Origin of the sequence: Thalassoglobus sp. (genome assembly GCF_048270125.1) — a bacterium.
GTDB lineage: Bacteria > Planctomycetota > Planctomycetia > Planctomycetales > Planctomycetaceae > Thalassoglobus.
The window spans coordinates 43,501-64,479 of sequence record NZ_JBLWTN010000020.1; the positions used below are offsets into that span (position 1 = coordinate 43,501).

Sequence of the window (20,979 nt, forward strand, 5' to 3'; positions counted from 1 at the left end):
TTTGTGATCTGCAAACCACTCGAGAGTCCTATGAAACTTGAGACGCAGAATGTCCAGCCAACCGATCACATCGAACGTTCCCCCGCTTCACGCGGGAACGCTTGAGGTGCATCTTCTTGGTCTGGTCGACTTCCCGGCGTTTCTCGGTTTGCAGGAGTATGCCACATACGAGATGAGTGGTCGCAAAGATCTCTCAGGGAAGCTGTTCTTGTGCGAACATCCTCCTATGATCACGGTTGGTCGAGAAGGAAAAACTTCAGAAATCCTGATTGACGAAGAGCAGCGCGAGCGCATGGAACTTCCGGTTTACTGGATTTCGCGTGGTGGAAGTGCCTATGCACACGCCCCGGGACAGCTGGCAATCTATTTAATGTTACCACTGGACCGGCTAGGGATTGGGCTGGTCGAATATCGCCGACTGCTCGAAACCGCGGCTTGTGAGAGTTGCCATGAACTCAAAATTCCGGCGAAAAGACATCCTGAATTCCCCGGAATCTGGGGCAGGGGAGGGCAACTGGCTTTCTTCGGCTCGAGTGTCCGATCGTGGGTGTCAAATCATGGACTCTTTTTGAATGTGACTATCTCGCCTGATTTTCTGGAAATGACAGTTCCAAACTCGGATCATCAGCGTGCGATCTCCATTCAAGCTCAACGTATTCCTCCTGTTCAAATGTCGAAGTTGCGAGAATCATTAATTCGAACAATTTCGAAACAATTCGGATATGAAACGACCGATGTTTCTACAGGTCATCCTCTCTTGAAGAAAACCACACGACAAGTTGCAAAACATGTTTGATCTCCCGATTATCGATTCAAAGCAAGCTGCCGAAAATGAACCGAGCAGTGGTTGCGGTAGCTCCACGACTCCTGAAGCAGCGAGTTCGAAACCACGTCGCCGTTTACCCAAATGGCTCAAGCGTCCCATGCCGAGTGCGGAGATGGGATTTACTTCCAGCGTCATCGAAGATCTGAATCTGGAGACGGTTTGCGAGAGTGCCAAATGCCCGAATCGCACAGAATGCTGGTCACAGAAGACAGCGACGTTCATGATTCTCGGGAACGTTTGCACACGCCCCTGTGGGTTCTGCTCGGTCCCGAAGGGGAAAACGGAAACGGTCGAAGAAGACGAACCGGATCGCGTTGCTGAAGCGGCTGCCCGTCTGGGACTCAAACACGTCGTGATCACATGTGTTACACGCGATGACCTTCCTGATGGTGGTGCGGAGCATTTCTACCAGTGTGTCCTGAAGGTTCGTGAACGGACTGGTGCCGCAGTCGAAGTTCTCACATCGGACTTCCTCGGCAACCGCAAAGCGATCAGCCGCGTCGTGCAAGCCAAACCTGATGTCTTTAACCATAACACCGAGACAGTCCCACGCTTGTATGAACGTGTGAGACGTAATGCTGTCTATCAGCGAACTCTTGATTTACTCGCCCAAGTCAAAGAAGAAGATCCGACCATGCCGACCAAAAGTGGTCTGATGCTGGGACTCGGGGAAACAATCGAAGAAGTGATCGACACCTGTGCCGATTTGCGATCTGTCGGTGTCGACATGATCACCATTGGGCAGTACTTGAATCCTGGCCCCGAACTTCTCCCTGTCGAGCGTTATGTTCCGCCTGAGGAATTCGAAGAGATCGCGCAGCAATGCCACAAACTAGGTTTTAGCATGGTCGCCTGTGGCCCGTTTGTCCGTTCAAGTTATCACGCGGGTGAAATGGTGAACGATATGTCCACCGGAACTGTGATCTCATCGGTGAAGTGAATCGTGGAACTTCTCGAGCAGAACAAGCATTGAAGCTGTATCAAAAAAGCCCGCGGAAACAGATTGTTTCCGCGGGCTTTTCATTTTACTGATGTCAAATTGAGCATCTTTCGAATTGGCTTGCAGGTTCTGCCTCGTGGGGAACAGCATTTTTACTAGAACCAGTCCGAAAACCTCTGGAATAGCCACTTTCCTCAACGTTTGAGAGAGCAATTTCAAGTTTCAGGATCAGTTCTAAAGAAATGCGTTCTTCACGGGCACACGGTAGAGCAAACTGTTCTAGATGCGCTAATGTGCTTACGTCGCTCCAGCGGTTGCTGGCTCTTCAGCTTCCTGCTTGATTCCGTAGAGCGTGTTGTCACCCATCTTGCTGCTGCATTTCGGGCATTTCGCTTTCGGGATTCCTTTGGCAGTTTTCCCGCCCAGGCTTTCTCGTTTGCGGCCTTCTTCACTGACAGTCGCCTGACATTTCCCACATTGGTAGCCGACCGCTTCGAGTTCGACAGTTTCGTCGGCTTTGTAAAACTCGAGGTTTTTCAGAGCCTTGATTTGTGTTTCGAGGAAGTGGCAGCGATAGCTCGCGTACTCATGTTCAGAAGGTATTCCGGCTCCTGCCCCGAGTGATGTGACGCCGTATTTTTCTTCGACGAGCTTTTGAAATTCCCAGAACTGCGTCAGTCCCATCGAGACATACAGGATTTCAGTCTTGCCTTCGACATGAGGCAGTTGGATTGAAATTCGGCCTTCTCCGAAGACAGTGATTCCATGAAAGATCGAGTCGGCACGTGATGCGACTGGTTGCACAACTTTGATTTGTGACAAGTCATCTTTCGAGAACGTATACTTTTCTGCGAGGTCAGGATTCTCAACTTTCTTGCCCGCCTGCAATTCTGCTTTCAGGGCTGAGCGGGGATCATTTTTCCCGTCGCTTTTCCCGAGTGCAGCACGTGCCTTCTTGGTGTAAACAGCGACAACAAGTTGGTCTTCCGAGAAGCCGAAGTCAGCGAGTGTAAACTCTTTCAGCAAGCTGTCTGCTTTAAGCTTCAACTTTTCTGGATTCACATTGTGCAAATGCAAGTCGGACAACCAGCCTTCAAAGGCTTCTGTTGTTGCCGCTTTGCCACTTGAATCATCGGCGGTTTTCTCTTTGCGGAAGTTCGGAGGATCGACCGGAACGACAAACGGTGCTCGGCATTCCGGGCACTTTCCCTGCATTCCGCGGTGCGATTCCTTCACGACGATTCGGCAACCATACGGGCAGAAGATAATGAGCCCACCACCCGGAGTCTTCATGCCACCCCGCTGGGCTCTTTTTCGACGTTGCTTTTGAAGTTGTTTTTCATCCTTCATTGCAATGTTGAGGATGTCGTCGCCTGTGGCTTCGACAGGAGAACCTTCTGAAGACCGTTTTGATTCGGGATCTGTTGAGGCAGGATCATTGAGATCAGACGGAAGTGCTCCGGCCTCGTTCGAAACAGCAGGTGCTTTCGACGGCATAGAGAGTTCGAAATCGTCATCTCCTCCTTCTTCAGCCGAGGAGTCATCTGCTAACGATGAGACTTCACTATCGGGAAGATCACTGAAGATTGTCTGTTGCGGCTTAGCCTGCATCTCCAGGTATTTTTCTTCCAGCTTTGGATTCATGAATGCGCCGCAGTTCCAGCAGCGCAGCGAGTTCACACGAACCATTTCCCCGCAATCGGGACACGGACTTTCTTTAGATTCACTCATTTCGATTCCCCAGGATGCCCTAATCAACGCGAAGAAATGATCTATCAAAATATGAAGCCACCGAAAACCTGTCCGATGAGGAACGCTCTCAATGTTCGAGAGCCTGAACTCAGGTTTGCGGAGAAATTCTAAAACAATCGCGTTGAACGATAAAAAGGCGTTTATCCTAGGTTAACGCTCGAAGCCACACAATTCGACCTCAAAAACCAGAGTCGCCCCCGGTGGAATCAAGTTTGGAACACCTTGGCTGCCATAAGCCATCTCAGGCGGAACAATCAGTCTTCTCCGCCCACCCACTTTCATCCCTTCAATCCCGTGCTTCCAACCATCGATGATCCCATTGACGGGGACGGAGACTGGTTCTCCGAGATCACGGGTATCTCCAAAGCGGGTTCCATCGAGGAGTTGACCGACGTAATGCACAGTGACCATCTTCGCATCAGTAAAGACTTCGCCTTCGCCATCCTGAAGGTTGACATACCGAACGCCCGAAGTGGTCTCGACTGAAAGGTCTTTGACTTGCAGGTTCCGAAATTCAACTTGCGAAGGGTGACTTTGGAGCGCCAGATGCCCCAATGGTGGACGTTCTGCAAGCTTCCAGCTCTTGCCCGAACCTGGTTTTTCACCTGTCGGTCTCGCCAGATTGATTTCGTTGACAACTTGCCCATTCATTTTCACTGTGATCTGATCACCGATACAGATGACTTCGCATTCATTCCATTCGCCAGCCGGTTTCAACTCAGGCTTTGTTTGCGGAGCGACCTGATAGTAGAGACTCCCGGAATATTGATCTGCTCGCAAGCTTTTGTATTTCTCTGCGGTGTCGTCGAGAAGTTGCAACTCGATTCCCGTGAATGTCGGATTGCCTTCACCGGGGCAACGAATTCCAAGCCCGGTATTGCAACCAGGTTGAAGTTTGTATTCGAATTTCAGCTCAAAATCGCTGTATTCTTTTTCTGTTCGTAACCATCCTCCACCTGCTCCGGTGCAAGAAATTGTTTCTCCGACTTGCTTCCAGACATCAGCTCGCCCTTCGTGAACAACCCAGCCAGCCAAATCTTCGCCAGGAAGCAGAGAGACAAATCCTTGACTCAAAGTCTCGCCCGGGGACTTCAGTCCGTTTATAGTCTTGCTGACTTTTGCATCGCTGGACGAAAGCTTGGCAGTAGGTGAGACTCTTCCGGCTTCCGGAACCTCTTTGGTTGAAACCGGTTTCGCAGTTTTAGGAGGAGCCAGCAAAACAGGAGGCCGAGAGGCTGGCTGCAACGCTTCAGGTGCATTTTCACTTGTTTTTGGTGAATCTGAAGAAATCTCATCATCGCAAATAGCGATTCCACTCGTAGTGAGTGCGCAAGCGAGTCCGGTCAGAAGAATCGATTTTTTAAGAATCACGGCGGACGATATCCTGAATTGAACCTGATGGAAGTGGCCATTCCCTATGAAACGATCATGCCCTGAAAAAGTTGTCTCGTTGCCTCAGAACTGCATCGGTACTCAGAGTCCTGCTGATGCACAGCGGAACTGACTGACATTCGCGACAATATCAGCCTATGGAGACCATTGCAGCAGCAGAATCACCTCAGACATGTTTTTGAGTCCTAGACGGCAAGCTCTGCCGGACGTGAGACTGAGTTCAAAATCCGCTGGAAGCTATCGATGAGGGAGAATTCTTGGAAATCTTTTAAGATCAGAGCGAGTTTTTTCATCTTACTCACAGTTTCCAGCGTTCATGAGACCGGTAGGAGAGGGTGCCTCTCGGTCATTTTGAGAAGAAGGAAGTATGACGCTTAACGAAGAACTTCGATCTCTATTGGCCCCATTTCAGGTCGGTGAAGAAAAGTACGCAGTCCATGCCGTTGAGGTCCTGTTGGATATGGCGATTCGACGACAGGCGAGCGATTTGCACCTGATTCCTGACAAGACTCCAAACGGACTGATCCCCTATTTTCGCATTGATGGCGTTTTGGAAGCTGCGGATCGCATTGATGGAGGAGTGAACATTGTGACGCGGCTCAAAGTCGTCGCAAATTTGTTGACGTACCGAACTGACGTTCCGCAGGAAGGACGTGTCAAAGGGGAGTCCACCGAATCGGAAATTCGTGTCAGTACGTTTCCGACAGTTCATGGAGAGAAAGCAGTCGTTCGTTTTTTCGTTGGCTCGGGAGAGTATCGAACCCTCGAAGAGCTTGGGTATGTTCCTGAGATTGAAAATTCCATTCGCAACGTACTTGAACAGACATCAGGCTTGTTACTGACATGTGGACCTGCAGGCTCCGGCAAAACGACGATGCTCTACGCAGCGATTCGACACATTCTGACGACAAGCGTCTCACTCCGCAGTATCTGTACACTTGAAGATCCTGTTGAAGCAATTCTCCCCGGAATTTCACAATCAGCCATCAAGCCAGAAAGCGACTTTAACTACGAACGAGGGCTGATTTCACTGATGAGGCAAGACCCCGATGTCATTATGGTGGGAGAAATACGTGACAAACAGACCGCTGGCATCGTTTTTCAGGCTTCACTCACCGGTCACCTGGTCTTATCGACGTTTCATGCGGGGACTGCGGCGGCAGCACTGGGGCGGTTGGCCGACATGAAAATCGAACCGTATATCCTCCGGAGTGGACTTTCAGCCCTCCTGGCGCAGCGACTACTTCGAAAATCGTGTCGATGTCGACAGACTAAAGTGAGCCCATGTCAGGAGTGCCGGATGACGGGGTACTCGGGTCGCATTGTCGTGGCAGAAATGCTGCGGATTGAGCATTCAGAGATAACCAATGCCATTCTGGAGAAGAAAGATGTGCCATTTCTCGAACGAGCAGCCTTGTCCTCAGGCATGATTCCAATGCTTCAGCAGGCTCAGAGAATGGTCGAATCCGGGCAAACGACCACCGAAGAATGTTACCGGGTCTTCGGCTCGGACGCACTGCCTGGTTGACGGAGTTTCCCCTCGTGACTTGACTTCACTCGACAGCGGAAGTACACATATCATAGGGATTTGCGGCTATTTCCCCGATAAGTAAAACCTTGAATCAGGATGAACTGAGATGAATAGCGCTTGGATTATTGGCTTAGTTTTCGGCGCCATTGTCGTCTTTATTATGATGGCAGTGCTGGCACGATATTTTGGCCTGTGGGTTCAGTGCAAAATGACCGGTGCCGGCGTCTCAATGACGAACCTGATCATGATGTCGATTCGAAAGGTGAATCCGACAATCATCGTCCGAAGTAAAATCATGGCTGTGCAGGCCGGACTGACAGAGCACTACGATATCTCGACGCGGGCTCTTGAAGCCCACTATCTCGCCGGAGGAAATGTCCCTAACGTCATCCGGGCTCTCGTCGCTGCTCATCGAGCACAGATCGACATGGACTGGCAAGTCGCCCAAGCAATCGACCTCGCAGGTCGAGACATTCTGGACGCAGTCAAAACGAGTGTTTACCCAAAGGTCATTAACTGCCCAGATCCTCGCAAAAATGCAGGCACTCTTGATGCCGTTGCTGCGGATGGAATTCAGTTGAAAGCACGGGCACGTGTGACTGTGCGAACAAATATTCAGCAGTTGGTCGGGGGAGCAACAGAAGAGACTGTGATTGCTCGTGTCGGACAGGGAATTGTCCAAGCAATCGGTTCCACAAAGACATACGCCGAAGTTCTCGAAAACCCTGATCGGATTTCAAAAACCGTACTCAACCAAGGTCTGGAAGCACAAACTGCATTCGAAATCGTTTCCATCGATATCGCCGATATTGATGTTGGAGAGAATATTGGAGCGAGACTTCAAGCTGATCAAGCCGAAGCAGACATGCGAGTCGCTCAGGCTCGAGCAGAACAACGACGTGCGGAGTTTGCAGCTCAAGAACAGGAAATGGTCGCGAAAACTCAACAGAATCGTGCTGTTGTCGTGCTTTCCGAAGCAGAAGTTCCTGAAGCAATTGCGGCAGCGTTTCGATCTGGAAAACTCGGTCTGCTTGATTACTATGAACTTAAAAACGTCCAGGCGGACACATCGATGCGATCCGCCATTGCCGGGATGGGAGACGAAGTCGCTCAGCAACCAGAAAGCTAGAACAGAGAACTCTTTAGAGAGCATCTGTCGAATTGGTTTGCGGGTTCTGCCTCGTGGCGAACAGCATTTATACTAGAACTGGTCCTGATACGTGAAATTGCTCTCTCAAACGTTGAGGAAAGCACCTATTTCAGAGGTTTTCGGACTGGTTCTAAAGAAATGCGTTTTTCACGGGCACACGGTAGAGCAAACTGCTCTAGCCTCCATGAAAAAGTTATTACCAGAAAAAGCAGTGAACAACACGAGTTCAACATTTCCAAATTTGTGCGAGTGAGTCTGGCCGGGTCGATGTGAGACATAGCGACTACAAGCCAGAATCGCAGAGTGAACAAGAGTGAACAGATGCAAAACTCAACAGAACATGAGTGGTTCATTCAAGAAGACATAAGCGATTTCACATCTTGTGAAGCCTCCTGAAATCGCAGGAGAGTCGTATGAAGCGGACGCACATCAATTTGATTTCGCCTTTCACCAATCAACGCAGGTGATAGAAGACATGACGCCATATTTACTGCTCGCTGATCTCGAAAGTTTCTTTGGGATCGTTGTCTTCCTGATTGCCCTGATGGGTTGGATCGTCAATCTGGTCAGCCAAAATCAGGATCCAAAGAATAAACGAGCCCTCCAACAGCGGCGTCCTGGCGAACAGCGTCCAACACCCAGGCCAAGGCCAAGTGGTGTACAAAACGAAATCGACCAGTTTTTGAAACAGTCCCGCCGTGATGGGGGCCGTGTCACGAGACCATCGGGAACTGAGGAAGTGGAAGTCATCTCGCCACCTCCATCCCGTCGACCACCTCCGCCACGACGACGTCGGACCAGGGAAGAAGTTCTGGCAGAACAAGCCGGGCTACAAAAGCCACCTCAATCGAAACCGTTGCCAGCTAAGCCAACGCCAACACGAAAACGGTCTGATCTGAGCCAAAGAAGCAGCACTGAACCGGCGAAAACCAGGTCGAAGCAATCTCAACAAGCAGCGACAGCACAAACTCAACAAAAAGTGTCGCAGACGATCGATGAGCACGTCAAAACCCATGTCCCCCATCTCCCTCATGTCACCGCAACTTCCAGCCCAACTGTGCTTGGCCAGATTGGGGGCGCAACCAAAATTCGTAAACGTAAATCGAATAAAAACTCGTTTGCCGCATTGCTGAATTCAAAGGCAGGTGTGCGAAATGCTGTGGTTCTCAACGAGATACTCTCTCCTCCCAAAGCTTTGAGAAACAACCGCAAAGATTAACTTTGGCTACTGCAGCAGTTTGCTCTACCATGCCTCTTTGTAAAATGTGTCTCACCAGTAAAATAGCAATCTACGACGAAGCAGAACCCGGACACCAGTTCGAAAAATGCTGGCGAGCATTTTGAAAAAATGGACGCATTGAAAAGACGGGCGCATTCAGTCTTTCGGCGAGCTGTCTATGAAGCCATCTCAGTGATTTTTGTAGCCACGACAAGCATTAAAGTTGCCCTGAAATACTGAAGGCATCCCTCACAGCTGATGATTTCGCATCGAGATAAAGAAACAAGATCGCTGTTGGGGCACGAATGCCTTACTGCGATTTCCGATGGTCAACTCGCGTCATCTTCGACCGGGCTCCTCCTTAAGAAATACATTGTAAATTGTGGCGACAAAAGCGATTGATCTCCTGTTCATTCTTGGAAGTTTCGAACTTCGCGGACGCTATCAGCGATCAATGTCGCTAATTCAGGCTCTGCCCGAGGATGCTGTCAAAATCCGAGTTCTCTCCGCAACTCCACCACCTTCGCTGGCTGAAAAGATCGGCAGAAACTCTATCTATGTCGATCCATACTTGCAGGTTCCCATCCTGTCCCGAATTTCTGCTCGATTCACCAAACGGGAATATTTGAAGAATCGGCCGGACCTGATTGATATTCAGCATCGTCACATGCACCAGCTCGGGGCTTGGCTCGCACAAGAAATCGAAACTCCGTACGTCTTGCACCTTCAAGATATTCCTCCCGCCGATGGTCAGTTTGAAGTCGATCTTCGCTGGTGCCGGAGAATTATTACTGTCAGCGACTCGATTCGACAGCAGTTACTGAACCAGACCGGACTCCCGGAAGAGTTGGTCAGTGTTGTCCAAAACGGCGTCAACATTCCTCGAGAAGAAGACCTTCAACCGATTCTTCCCGAAGATCGCCCACCGGTCATTGGGACAGCGGGACCACTCGAGAAGGAGAAAGGGCTGAACCACTTCTTGTGGGCTGCCAAGGCAATATTGGAAAAGCATCCCGAGGTTCTTTTTCTCATTGCAGGTTCGGGACCAGAAGAAAAGTCGCTGAGGCAACTCGCAGAGGAATTGAAGATCAGTCAGTCGCTGACGATTCTCCCGCATCTTGAGAACTTTCGGCAGGTCTTTCAGGCAATTGACCTGTTTGTCCTTCCGGAATTGCGACAAGGCTCGAAGCTGATCTTGCTCGAAGCGATGGCTGCCGGGTTGCCAGTCGTCAGCTCAGATATTGATGGCGTTGCACATATTGTGGATGACGGTGTGACAGGGCTCCTCGTCCCCGCAGCTGACGTTGAAGAACTCTCCTCCAAACTTCATGAGCTGCTAATTCATCGCCATCAAGCCAGAGAAATTGGGCGACTTGGAAGAGATCACATCCGCGAGAATTTCCTCGCCTCAAAAATGACCGAGTCGATGCTCTCCATTTATCAGGAAATCTTGAAGACAAAACAGCCGCCTGCTTAGAGCAGTTTGCTCCACCGTGTGCCCGTGAAGAACGCATTTCTCTAGTAAAGATGCTGTTCGCCACGAGGCAGAACCTGCAAACCAATTCGAAAGATGCTCTAAAGCTGTTTGCTGCACCGTTCACCCGTGAAGAACAAGTTTCATCAATAAAATTACTGTTCACCACGAGGCCGAACCTGTGCGCCAATCCAAAAGACACTCTAATGACGTAAATCTCTTAACAAAATAGACTTGTAACGCCACGACTTCTCTCAACGAGTCGCTGAACCGTTCGTCAAAACCGCTTCGATCGTCAAAATCCTCAAAGTTCACCCAAGTTCTCATTTCCCCGTAGCCGATACAAGTGACACGGAGTGGAGGTGCGCTACCGAATGGTCTCGCTACACCCCATATTTGGACAACGTGAACCATTGACCGCAAAGATCAAATGCCTGTGATATCTCCATTTGCCAGTTGCGGAAAACGGAACAGCGGAAAAGATTCGACCAGGATCGGCACTATGACTCGTTGGTTGAGCGGAATTGTTCTTGTCATCAGCAGTTTCCTGCCATTGGCAGGGTTTGCACAGGGGCAATATCCGCAATCAGGATTTCAAAATACTGGGTACCTTGGAAGTCCCGGTCCCTCACAGCAATACGCTGGGATGGGATCAGAGGGCTATTACAGGGGTGGTCCCGGTGGTCCGCATGCACAACTGACGCCCGACGATGGCGGATGGATGTTCGGCCCGGACACACGACTGGGAAACATTCTTAGTAACAAAGTCAACAAAGCCTGGATTCGCTTTGACGTCTTGCATTGGGAAATCCGAGGTGCCGACGACACACTTCTTGGTGCACCTGTCGCCCCGAACGCAGCTGGCGTCCCCTATGATCTTTCTGGAGTTGATCGACTACGCCGGTTAGATGCCCAAGACCGCATTCTCGGAGCTCGTCCTCAAACAGTCGCTGTGGTTCCACGAATTGGGGAAGCCCAGGAATCAGGACTCAACGGATTTCGGGGAACTTTTGGAATCCCCCTGACGATTGGAGATTTCGAAGCGAGTGCATTTGTTCTGGAAGAATTCAACGACCTTGTGAAGGTGAACCCATTCGTGGACAACTTTGCATTCCAGAATACAACACTCATCGGAGCTGTCACCTTGCTGAACAATGGGGTTGTGAATAACAACACCATGATTCTCTTCAGCGAGGGAATGCGAGCTACTCTGACCACAGACATCTACGGAATGGAGACCAACCTGATTGCGAATCCGATGACTCCCAATGCATCGATGCTCATTCGCCCCATCGCAGGTTTTCGATATCTCAACATGGAAGAAAGACTGACGATCACAGGACAGGACATTCCTGATCCATTAAATGATCCAACGAACATTCTGGACCACCGAATCAACTCACTCTCTCAGAACCACATTTTTGGCCCACAAGTTGGTTTCCGCGCTGAGAGTAAGATGAAACGTTTCACATTGGGAACCGACTTCAAATTCCTGTTTGGAATCAACCGTCTTCAGGATCAAGTTGACACTGCCCAGATTTTCACAGCTGACGAACTTCCCGTGACAAGCACAGACGAGAACACTCGCTTTGCTCCGATGATCGACTTTTCGGTCTACGGGAAGTATCAAGCAACGGAAAACCTGAACCTTGTACTCTCATATCAACTTCTCGCTGGAACAGGATTCTCTCGAGCGTACGACAATATTGACTACAACGCTCCAGCTTCTGTGAATGATCCTCCGATCATTGGCACGCGGAATGAGTTGTCGAACTTCTATGCTCAAGGTCTCGTCGTTGGAATTGAATTCCTATTCCCGTAAGATGCCCAGATTGATGACAGCTTGGTGAGACTGTTCCGAGGGTCACTCAGTGACAGTATTTGAGAGAGTCACTCAGTGACGATGCTCAAACGGTCATACCTGATGTCTCCGACGAACATTCATTCTGGACAGCAAGCTATGGAAATCCGAGAGTTCGCCGAGCGCGTTCTCCTCTCAACCGAACTCGCTCAAAAAGTCAATGCAATCTCCACCGAGATGACTGATGACTTCCCCGGCGAGGCAGTGCGTGTAGAAGAGCCGAACCGTCCACCGAACTTACAGTTCGCCGAACGCCGCGCCGCCCCTCGACTTCCGTCGCCACAATCTCTCAACGACCCTCACAAACGAGCGGTCGCTCATCATATTCTTGCGAATCATGAACTGCAGGCACTTGAAGTGATGGCCTGGACACTTCTCGCCTTTCCCGATGCCCCCAGCGAATTTCGCCATGGGCTCGCGCGCATCATGGTTGATGAGCAACGACACACTCGGATGCACGCCGAGAGAGCCGCCAAGTTAGGCGTTCAGTTTGGTGATCTTCCAGTCAACTGCTACATCTGGAAGAAGGCCATGGACTTCGAAAACGTCCTCGACTACCTCGCCGGCTTACCACTCGTTTTTGAAGGCAGAAATCTGGATCATACGATTGAGCTGGAAACGGCCTTCAATGCCGTCGGAGATACACGCAGCGCGCATATCATGCGTGCGATTCATGATGATGAAATCGAACACGTCCGCTTCGGTCTCGAGTGGCTTCGCAAATTGAAACCAGAAGAACTCTCAGACTGGGAAGCTTTCGAAAAGCATCTCCACTGGCCCCTTCGCCCCGAAAAAGCTCGTGGTGAAGACTTCCAACGCCAAGCCCGCCAGCAAGCCGGAATGACGGACGAATTCATTGACCGCCTAGAATCTGCTGAAGATACGACACACAAGTCGTAACTGGCTCACTTCTCATCAAGAACCGAGCGGTCAAACTGACAGTCGAAGGCTAACCATAAAGCACGTGCGTGCCGGAAAAAGAGCAGTGGGAAGACGAGACAAAACGAGAACAGAGGCCAAAGGATCGTATCGACCGAGATGTTCATCCCAAGGCGGAAGAACAAAAACATGGCTGACATACTCAGAACCGTGGCACCGTAGTTAAAGTAAGTCGCTCCCAGGTAGTAACCGGGTTCTCGCTTCAACTTCAAGTTACAATTCGAACAGCAGTCATTCATTTTGATGTAATTTAGGTAGAGACGCCCCTCTCCACAACGAGGACATCTCAAACGGAGTGCCCGCCACAATAGAACTTCAGGAAGTGGACGGGGTCCCTTTTCTGGGACCTCTTCGTGATTCGACTTGGTTACGTCTGTGTCATTCATGAGACACTCCATTGAACAGGGTCTGATTCGACTTCACTTGCCCAGGTTTTAAGATTTGGGAACTCTTCTGCCAGCAAAACGGCAAGCCGCTCAACCGCTGGTCTTTCAGATGCAAAGTGTCCGGTAAGGACCATTGCCGTCTCAAGAATTCGAGCTTCAAGGCTGGCATGAAAACGGGCTTCCCCGGTAACCAGAACGTCGCAACCGAGGCGTACTGCGTCCTGCAAATATTCGGCAGCTGAACCACAGGCGACACCGACGGTACTAATCTTCTGCGAGAGGTTTCCGGTGTATTGCAGAAACGGAATCTGAAGAGTCTGCTTCACGTGATCAAGAAACTTCTCCAACTCCATTTCGCGATTTAATTTTCCAAATCGCCCACTGCCTGATCCAGACGGGACAGATTCACTCTCGATTGGTCGAATCGGTTTGATCGACGTCAGCCCAAGATCCGTGGCCAACTGTTCGTTTATGCCGAGTGCGCTACTGTCAAATGCAGTATGCGGGCTGTAAACCGCAATTTTGTTTGAGACGAGATCGAGCAGCATCTGTCCCTCGCTGTTCTGCGAGGTAATTTTATTGATCGACCGAAACATGATCGGATGGTGAGAAACGATGAGCTCCGCCTGATGTTGAATCGCTTCAACAACTACATCCGGAGTCAGAGTCAAACAGGTCAAGACTCGGCAAATTTCCGCATTCTCATCCCCGACCAACAGACCGACATTGTCCCAATCCTCAGCGAGTTCAAGCGGTGCGAACTCTCCAAGGTACTCAATTAGCTTCTTCAATTTCATGGACATAATCGATGTCGGACTTTCAGGAACGATGTTGGATGCCCCTCGAAGGTCACCGCACTTTTTATAACACTAGAGCCAGTCCGGAAACTTGTGGAATGGTAATTTTTCTCAGTGATTAAGAGAGTAAATTCAGGTATTGAAGTAAGTTTCTCTCAGGTCTTCGGTGTCCCATTTCGCCCACGGTGACTCTCTGGGGATTAAACGACCGCCAAAGATGCGGCGATGTTCCCGGTAGAGCAGTTTGCTCTACCGTTTGCCCGCGAAGAACGCATTTCTCTGGTCAAAATGCTGTTCGCCACGAGGCAGATCCTGCAAACCAATTCGAAGGATGCTCTAAATTACCGTGAATTTGCTCCAGGATCAGTTCTAAAACACGTTCAATGCCTGTTTACCCTGTGAAGCTCATTTTCATGAATTCATAAACTGCTTGCCACGAAGCAGAGAGGATCAGAACAGGCTTTGAATCTGCTTTGAACAACTATTCTATCCGGCGAACGGTTGCCGAACACCAGTTCAGGATTCAGATTGTCAGTTTTGGTACAAAAGGGAGAAACCTCTCTCATCATTGACACACCATGCAGAGAGCTATGATGTCTCCTGAAGCGGCTCAACGTCACCTGGTCGCTACTGAAAACCAAACGTCCTCAGAGAAGTTCGAGAACATCTCTGCAGACACCGATCAAAAGGTTCAATTGTGTTTCGCGTGAAAATTTCCGTTGCAACTTACGAGTTCGATCAGGACATTCGCAGTGCTTTGCACACAGCGATGAAAATCGGAGCTCAGGGCGTCCAGTTCGATTTGCGAAGTCAGCTTCGACCTGCAGACTATGGTTCGACCGCGCGAAGGCAACTTCAAAATTATTTGGGCGAGAGAAATCTTCAACCAGCTTCTGCACATTTTTCTTTGCGAAGTTCTTTATTTGAGAATGAGCGCCTTGAACAAAGACTTGAAGCAGTGCGGAATGCAATCCTGTTTGCTTCACAGATGAAGCTGCGAACATTGACGATGAGACTCGGTCGCCTTCCCGATCTGGAATCAGAAGAAGCCAAGCAGGTCATTTTTCCGATCATGCGAGATTTGGTCACTCACGCGAACCACTTCGGTGTGACGATTTGCGTGATCCCAGCTGGTGATTCCGCTGAGACTTTGCTTTCATTTCTGAATCAAATTAAAACCGGGCCGATTGCAATTGATGCCGACTTGGGAAGCTGGGTTCTTTCTGGCCGATCACCAGGAAAGCAGTTGCGCGAACTCAACCAGGTAATTGAGCATATCGATATTCGAGACGCCGTTCGGGACGTCGATGGAGTCGGCGAAGAGGTTCCCGTCGGTCGAGGTGAGATCGACTGGGACGAGATCGCGGGTCTCATCGAAGAAATGGGATACTCCGGCTGGTTAAACGTCCGACGTTCAACTGGAAACGACAAGGTCGGAGATTCAATGCGAGCCATCCAATATCTGCGAAACCTCATCCCGATGGAATAAACTCAAGTTGCTTCGAATCTGCCTCACGATCGCATTCTCTGACGAATCGGTTTTCCATAAATAGGAAATTACTGGGAATTTTTCCTTAGCTGGCGCATCTGTACTTTCATAGCAACTCACTCTTGGAGGATGATATGAAAGCGATCTCGCTCTTCTGCTCTGTCTCTTTGTGGACCATCATTTTTTGCGTCTCTGCTTCTGGGTGTGGCTCATCCGAATCGATGCCCCTCTCGAAGTCAGAACAGTTCGCATCGACAGGTTCAGAGGACGTCAGCGACATCAATGAAATCGCGATGAATCAAGTCCCAACAGAGGGAAGTTCACTTGATCCCGAAGTGAGTGAAGATTCAGCGGTCGAGCGAAAAATCATCTATGAGTCCGAACTCCGCATCGAGGTGACCTCTTTTGATGATATTCCGGCACGGGTCAAAGATGTCGTGAAAGCACACGACGGTTATGTTGCCAGCTCAAGTCTGGATGGAATCTCAGGAACTCGACGTTCCGGAACATGGGTCATCAAGGTCCCGATTCGGAAGTATGCTGACTTTCTGGATCAAGCAGGAAAACTTGGAGAACTGCAGTCTCAAAATGAAAACTCAACCGAAGTGACCGCTCAGTTTTATGACTTGGAAGGGCGCATTCGCACGAAGAAACAAGAAGAGTCTCGCATGCTCAAGCATCTGGAAGAAGATACTGCAAAGCTTGAAGAGACATTGGCTGTCGAAAGAGAATTGATGAGAATCCGCACGGAGCTGGAAAGCATGCAAGGACGAATGCGGCTACTCGCTCACCAAGTCGATTTCTCTACCGTGACGCTACACGTTCAAGAATACCGTGATTACCAGCCAGAGCAGCAGTTAGGATTTATGGCAGAAGTCCAGCGAACGTTCAGCGTCTCAATCAGTCGACTGGTCGTATTCATCCGGACTCTTGCAATCGTTTTGGTGGGGGTCCTCCCATGGGTGCTAGTGTTGTTTTTACCTGCACTCTTCATTGTTCGCTGGTGTTCAAGCTGGTTGAACAAACTCTTGACGAGCTTCATTCAGGGTTGGCGAAAATGGTGGAATATAAAAATTCAGTGAATACGATTTCTAATTTAAATTTCATCAAACAGATTGAGATCGGCACGCGTACTTCAGGATCATTGCAGAAACAGAAATAATACGATCAAATCAAAGTATGCAAACCAAAATTCAACAGCCGCTCATGTCTCGACGATACGATCTCTTCTCATGGAGGCTTTCAATCATCCTTTCAGGAGTGACTTCGCTGACCTTCATGCTTGTCTGGTCGATCTCAATCCTGACTGCGGAGGAACAACAGCAGAAGCCTCCCGCCCCCAAGATTGTAAATTTCCGACAAGTAAACAAGTTGCTGTTCAGTGGAGCTCAACCGGAAGGTGAAGAAGACTTCGCTGCTCTTCAGAAGTATGGAGTCAAGACGATCGTTTGCGTTGACGGAACGACTCCGCGTGTTGAATTAGCTCGGAAGTACGGGTTGCGGTATGTGCATATTCCTTTGCCTTATTCTGGCATTCCGCGCGATTCAGCGCGAAAGCTGGCGAAGGTTGTTGAGGAGTGCGAGTCACCGATTTTTGTGCATTGTCATCACGGATTACATCGAGGGCCGGCAGCGGCTGCGATCTGTGGAATTGCCCAAAAGGAAATGACCTCCAAGACAGCGATCAAATTCCTCAAAGAGGTTGGGACTGACCCGAAGTACGTTGGTCTGTTTCGTGATGTTGGGAACTACCGCCTCTTAAGTCCGAGCGAAGACGCAAAACTTCCCCAAGTCGAACTGGTTGAGATTGCCCCCGTTGATGAACTCTCCGACATCATGACGAGAATCGAGGAGCATTTCGGTATCGTGGAAGCTCAACTCGAGTCTGTAACCCCCAATCAACAATTGATTGTGGAACATTCAGTGGCAATGTCCGAAGAATTCAAAGAGTCTGCCCGCCTGAAGAAGTTGAGCGAGAAGTTGCGTACAAAATTTATTGAAGCGTCGAAAACCTCAGCAACACTTGCAACCGATGGCGAACAAGAACAACTTTCAAAGCAGCTGAAGAATCTCAAACAACAGTGTGTCGCCTGCCACGCCGAAGCTGGTTAAAGTTGGTTACAAAGTTTTGAAAGCAATTTTCACAATCACGATAAAGCTTCTCAAAACATTCCCTTGCCGTCGATCTCGTCCAATTCAGCGACGATCAACCGTACAAGTTCCGGGAGACCTTGACCGGTGACTGCCGAGATGAGCAACACCTCTCGACCGAGGTCTTCGCTTAAGAGTTCAGCACAGGCTTGAGCATCGGGGAGTTCACACTTGGTGACCACAACGATTTCACGCCGAGCTTCGAGCGTCTCATCGTAAAGGCAGATCTCTTTTCGAATCTGATGATAGTTTTCGATAGGATCGGTCTGATCCATTGGCGTCGGCTCGACGAGGTGAACAAACAGCCGTGTCCGCTGAACATGCTTGAGGAATTCGTGACCTAAACCGACTCCTTCATGTGCACCTTCGATTAGACCGGGGATATCAGCGATGACAAACTCATGGTCGTACCCGACTCGAACCATTCCCAGGTTGGGGTATTTCGTGGTAAACGGGTAGGCTGCGATTTCTGGGTTTGCCCGGGAGAGACGGCTCAAGAGCGTACTTTTTCCCGCGTTCGGTTTCCCGATCAACCCCACATCGGCGATCACTTTCAGCTCGAGCATGACCTCGCGAATTTCTCCGGGAGAGCCCTCTTCGGCATGTTTGGGAGCACGGTCGGTGGAAGTCGCAAAGTGTTTGTTTCCACGCCCACCTCTTCCCCCTTTAGCGATCAGCAGCGACTCACCATCCTTCAGCAGTTCCTTGATCACAAATCCGTGCTCAAGATCTTTGACCAGCGTTCCAGGTGCCACGAGAACATAGGCGTCCTCACCACTACGCCCAGTTTTCAGCTTGCCTTCGCCCTGACGTCCCTTAGCAGCTTTCCAGTGCCGATGCCCGACAATGTTGGAGAGGCTCCCAAGATTTGAGTCAACTTTGATGTAAATGCTTCCGCCATCGCCACCATCGCCCCCATCTGGACCACCTCGTGGAACGTGCGCTTCTCGACGGAAGCTCATGCACCCGTTTCCGCCGTCTCCGGCCTGGCAGAGTATTTCAACGCGATCAACAAACATGAGGTATCAATTGTGATTCAAGGTGCTCACATCTCGTACAGTGATCACTGCTGAGTGTACACGAAAGAGCAATTTTCAAAAATTTGGTAAACAGGACGACGCTCTCGTCAGCAAAAAGACTAAACATCTTCCAATAGAACAACTTACGAGTCTACAGTGTACACGATTTTCAACGATTTGCGAGATCACCGAACCACCGGGACAACCGCTGGATTCGCAAGGAACCGATACTGGGGTTGATGAAAAATGGGCCATTAGGTACGACCCTGCCTGATTATCGCCGTTGAAACGATTTCAGCGGGGCACACCAGACCACTTCATCAGGGTGTGGTGCGCAAAAAATTCAAATCAAACTGATTTTGGAATTTCCTCAGGGAGGGATCTTGGATGTTTCGGAAGTTTAGCGGAGCGCTGCTCTGTATTGCCATTCTTGGACTTGGGAGCCAACTCGCGGCTCAGGATGATAACGCAGCCAACCTGGAAGCTCTCAAAGAGCAAGCTGATGTTGCTTATCGTCAACGGAATTTTCCTAAGACGGTTGAGCTAACGAATCAAGTCTTGGCAGCATCTCCTAACGACCATGTTGCACTCTACTTGCGTGGTAGTGCTCACGTGGAAATGGGAATTGTCACTGGAAAAGTGGAATTTATCCGTCAGGGAATTGCTGATTCTCGAGAAGCGATTCGCCACGAAGGAAAGGGAAAAGCGGAATACTACCTTCCGTATATTTATGGAATGAGCAACCTGGCTGACATGGAAGGGAAGGTCAACCATGCCAAAACAGCTCAAACCGTCGTTGACTCCGTCCTCGAACGAGAGGACCTCACAGCGGAGCAAACTGCAAACTTGTACTATCAACGTGCTCAGGCAGACATGCGGTTGAAAGATAACGCAGCGACTGAAGCAGACTTGAAAAAAGCAATTCAACTCAATTCGGAACATTTGGCAGCCCACATGGCACTTGCCGAATTTGCTGCGACTTCGAAAACACCAGAAGAAGCGACCGCAGCGTTTTCCAGCGTCGTTGAAAAGTTTCCAACAAACCCGATTGTTTTCAACAACCGGGGAATGTTCCTGCAGTCTCAAGGAAAAACTCAAGAGGCCGTCGCTGACTTCACTCAGGCAATCAAGCTCGATGGTCGGTTTATCCCCGCTTATATTAATCGTGGATTTGCTTACCTTGAAGCGGGTGATTCTGCCAAAGCCGAAGCAGCACTTACGGAGGCACTCACTGTTGATCCAAATCAGCTTGGTGCGCAAAGTCTTCGAGCAACAGCCCGTTTAAATCAAAACAAAGTCGACGAAGCACTCATCGACTATCGACGCGTCGCTGAACTCGCTCCGCAAAACCCGATGGCATTTGCTGACCTCGGATTTGCTCAATTCTTCTCCGGAGATTTCGCGAGTGCAGGCCAGTCGTTTGATAAGGCGCTAACGCTTCAAAAAGAGATGCGATTCTTATTGCCCTGGAAACTCGCCAGTGCAATTCGCTCAGGGACCTACAAGCAAGCTGACTACCAGGAAGTCTTGTCAAAGCCAGAAGGTTCACGCGACTGGATTGATTCGCTAGTCCTGTTCCAACTCGGTCAAGTCGATGCAGCCACGATGCTGAAATCTGTCCACCCCGACAATCAAGACGCAAAAGCTGCTCAGCTTTGCGAAGGATACTATTTCATCGGAATGGAACTTCTGCGACGTGATCGTCAACAAGATGCTGTTGGATATTGGAAGCAAGCGACCAAATCACGACTACCTAAATTGTCAGCGTATCGCGGTGCAGTCTTCGCTCTGAAAAACTCAGGTGTTGAAGTTCAGTAGTAGTTCGTCCCACCATGATTATTGGTGCAGTCTTCGTTTTGTTCACGACTACTGAAGTCGTTCTGAATCACTGAGATTTCGAGACCACCTTTAGTTTTGTTTGTGCCAACTAATTCGCTCAAGCCCGCTTCCATTCGAAGCGGGCTTTTTTCGTGTGTCCTGCATTTTCAATATTGACCATGCCCAGATTGTGTACTTTACATGTCACCATAGAGATCTCGCCCAAGGCAGAACA

Annotated in this window: 17 protein-coding genes; 12 read left to right on the forward strand and 5 right to left on the reverse strand. The window is 49.8% G+C overall.

Annotated elements, in window-relative coordinates:
* Window positions 1–49: 49 nt before the first annotated feature.
* Both ACN0YR_RS18525 and lipA read left to right on the forward strand, forming a co-directional pair.
* A complete protein-coding gene (locus ACN0YR_RS18525) occupies window positions 50–796 on the forward strand; it encodes a lipoyl(octanoyl) transferase LipB (RefSeq protein ID WP_417850699.1) in 747 nt (248 codons plus the stop codon).
* The gene (gene lipA / locus ACN0YR_RS18530; RefSeq protein WP_417850700.1) at window positions 789–1,766 is read left to right on the forward strand and encodes a lipoyl synthase; all 978 of its coding nucleotides are present in this window, start codon (window positions 789–791) and stop codon (window positions 1,764–1,766) included. The genes ACN0YR_RS18525 and lipA overlap by 8 nt, the downstream gene beginning before the upstream one ends.
* 297 nt (window positions 1,767–2,063) lie before the next feature.
* On the opposite strand, the gene ACN0YR_RS18535 is transcribed toward lipA, so the two are convergent.
* Complete coding sequence (locus ACN0YR_RS18535) at window positions 2,064–3,497, reverse strand: hypothetical protein (RefSeq protein WP_417850701.1); 1,434 nt, start codon at window positions 3,495–3,497, stop codon at window positions 2,064–2,066.
* 171 nt (window positions 3,498–3,668) lie between these two features.
* A complete protein-coding gene (locus ACN0YR_RS18540) occupies window positions 3,669–4,889 on the reverse strand; it encodes a family 16 glycoside hydrolase (RefSeq protein WP_417850702.1) in 1,221 nt (406 codons plus the stop codon).
* Window positions 4,890–5,277: 388 nt separating this feature from the next.
* Here ACN0YR_RS18540 and ACN0YR_RS18545 point away from each other — a divergent pair, with 388 nt between their 5' ends.
* The 6 genes from ACN0YR_RS18545 to ACN0YR_RS18570 all read left to right on the forward strand — a co-directional run bounded on the left by ACN0YR_RS18545 (window position 5,278) and on the right by ACN0YR_RS18570 (window position 13,045).
* Window positions 5,278–6,438 carry a GspE/PulE family protein gene (locus ACN0YR_RS18545; RefSeq protein WP_417850703.1) on the forward strand — a complete coding sequence of 387 codons (1,161 nt, stop codon included), beginning with the start codon at window positions 5,278–5,280 and terminating at the stop codon, window positions 6,436–6,438.
* Window positions 6,439–6,547: 109 nt separating this feature from the next.
* A complete protein-coding gene (gene floA / locus ACN0YR_RS18550; RefSeq protein ID WP_417850704.1) occupies window positions 6,548–7,570 on the forward strand; it encodes a flotillin-like protein FloA in 1,023 nt (340 codons plus the stop codon).
* A gap of 403 nt (window positions 7,571–7,973) precedes the next feature.
* On the forward strand, window positions 7,974–8,810 hold the full coding sequence (locus ACN0YR_RS18555; protein ID WP_417850705.1) for a hypothetical protein: 837 nt from the start codon (window positions 7,974–7,976) through the stop codon (window positions 8,808–8,810).
* Window positions 8,811–9,192: 382 nt separating this feature from the next.
* Entirely contained in the window at window positions 9,193–10,287 is a 1,095-nt protein-coding gene (locus ACN0YR_RS18560; RefSeq protein ID WP_417850706.1) for a glycosyltransferase family 4 protein, read from the forward strand.
* Window positions 10,288–10,786: 499 nt separating this feature from the next.
* Window positions 10,787–12,106: a BBP7 family outer membrane beta-barrel protein gene (locus tag ACN0YR_RS18565; RefSeq protein ID WP_417850707.1), complete on the forward strand. Its 1,320-nt coding sequence runs from the start codon at window positions 10,787–10,789 to the stop codon at window positions 12,104–12,106.
* A gap of 102 nt (window positions 12,107–12,208) precedes the next feature.
* Window positions 12,209–13,045 (forward strand): ferritin-like domain-containing protein, encoded by an 837-nt coding sequence (locus ACN0YR_RS18570; RefSeq protein WP_417850708.1) that lies wholly within the window; start codon window positions 12,209–12,211, stop codon window positions 13,043–13,045.
* Window positions 13,046–13,050: 5 nt separating this feature from the next.
* Here the strand turns inward: ACN0YR_RS18570 and ACN0YR_RS18575 are convergent, their stop codons facing one another.
* Window positions 13,051–13,470 (reverse strand): DUF983 domain-containing protein, encoded by a 420-nt coding sequence (locus ACN0YR_RS18575; RefSeq protein WP_417850709.1) that lies wholly within the window; start codon window positions 13,468–13,470, stop codon window positions 13,051–13,053.
* Window positions 13,467–14,267 carry a Nif3-like dinuclear metal center hexameric protein gene (locus ACN0YR_RS18580; protein ID WP_417850710.1) on the reverse strand — a complete coding sequence of 267 codons (801 nt, stop codon included), beginning with the start codon at window positions 14,265–14,267 and terminating at the stop codon, window positions 13,467–13,469. Before ACN0YR_RS18580 ends, ACN0YR_RS18575 begins: the two co-directional genes overlap by 4 nt.
* A gap of 697 nt (window positions 14,268–14,964) precedes the next feature.
* Here ACN0YR_RS18580 and ACN0YR_RS18585 point away from each other — a divergent pair.
* From ACN0YR_RS18585 to ACN0YR_RS18595, 3 genes are all read left to right on the forward strand, one after another.
* The gene (locus ACN0YR_RS18585; RefSeq protein ID WP_417850711.1) at window positions 14,965–15,756 is read left to right on the forward strand and encodes a sugar phosphate isomerase/epimerase family protein; all 792 of its coding nucleotides are present in this window, start codon (window positions 14,965–14,967) and stop codon (window positions 15,754–15,756) included.
* Window positions 15,757–15,890: 134 nt separating this feature from the next.
* The gene (locus tag ACN0YR_RS18590) at window positions 15,891–16,838 is read left to right on the forward strand and encodes a DUF4349 domain-containing protein (RefSeq protein WP_417850712.1); all 948 of its coding nucleotides are present in this window, start codon (window positions 15,891–15,893) and stop codon (window positions 16,836–16,838) included.
* Between the two features lie 97 nt (window positions 16,839–16,935).
* Complete coding sequence (locus ACN0YR_RS18595) at window positions 16,936–17,868, forward strand: hypothetical protein (protein ID WP_417850713.1); 933 nt, start codon at window positions 16,936–16,938, stop codon at window positions 17,866–17,868.
* A 50-nt stretch (window positions 17,869–17,918) separates the two neighbouring features.
* Here ACN0YR_RS18595 and obgE read toward each other — a convergent pair whose 3' ends face one another.
* On the reverse strand, window positions 17,919–18,926 hold the full coding sequence (gene obgE / locus ACN0YR_RS18600; RefSeq protein ID WP_417850714.1) for a GTPase ObgE: 1,008 nt from the start codon (window positions 18,924–18,926) through the stop codon (window positions 17,919–17,921).
* Window positions 18,927–19,313: 387 nt separating this feature from the next.
* Between obgE and ACN0YR_RS18605 the strand changes: the two genes are divergently transcribed.
* A complete protein-coding gene (locus tag ACN0YR_RS18605; protein WP_417850715.1) occupies window positions 19,314–20,744 on the forward strand; it encodes a tetratricopeptide repeat protein in 1,431 nt (476 codons plus the stop codon).
* Window positions 20,745–20,979 lie beyond the last annotated feature (235 nt).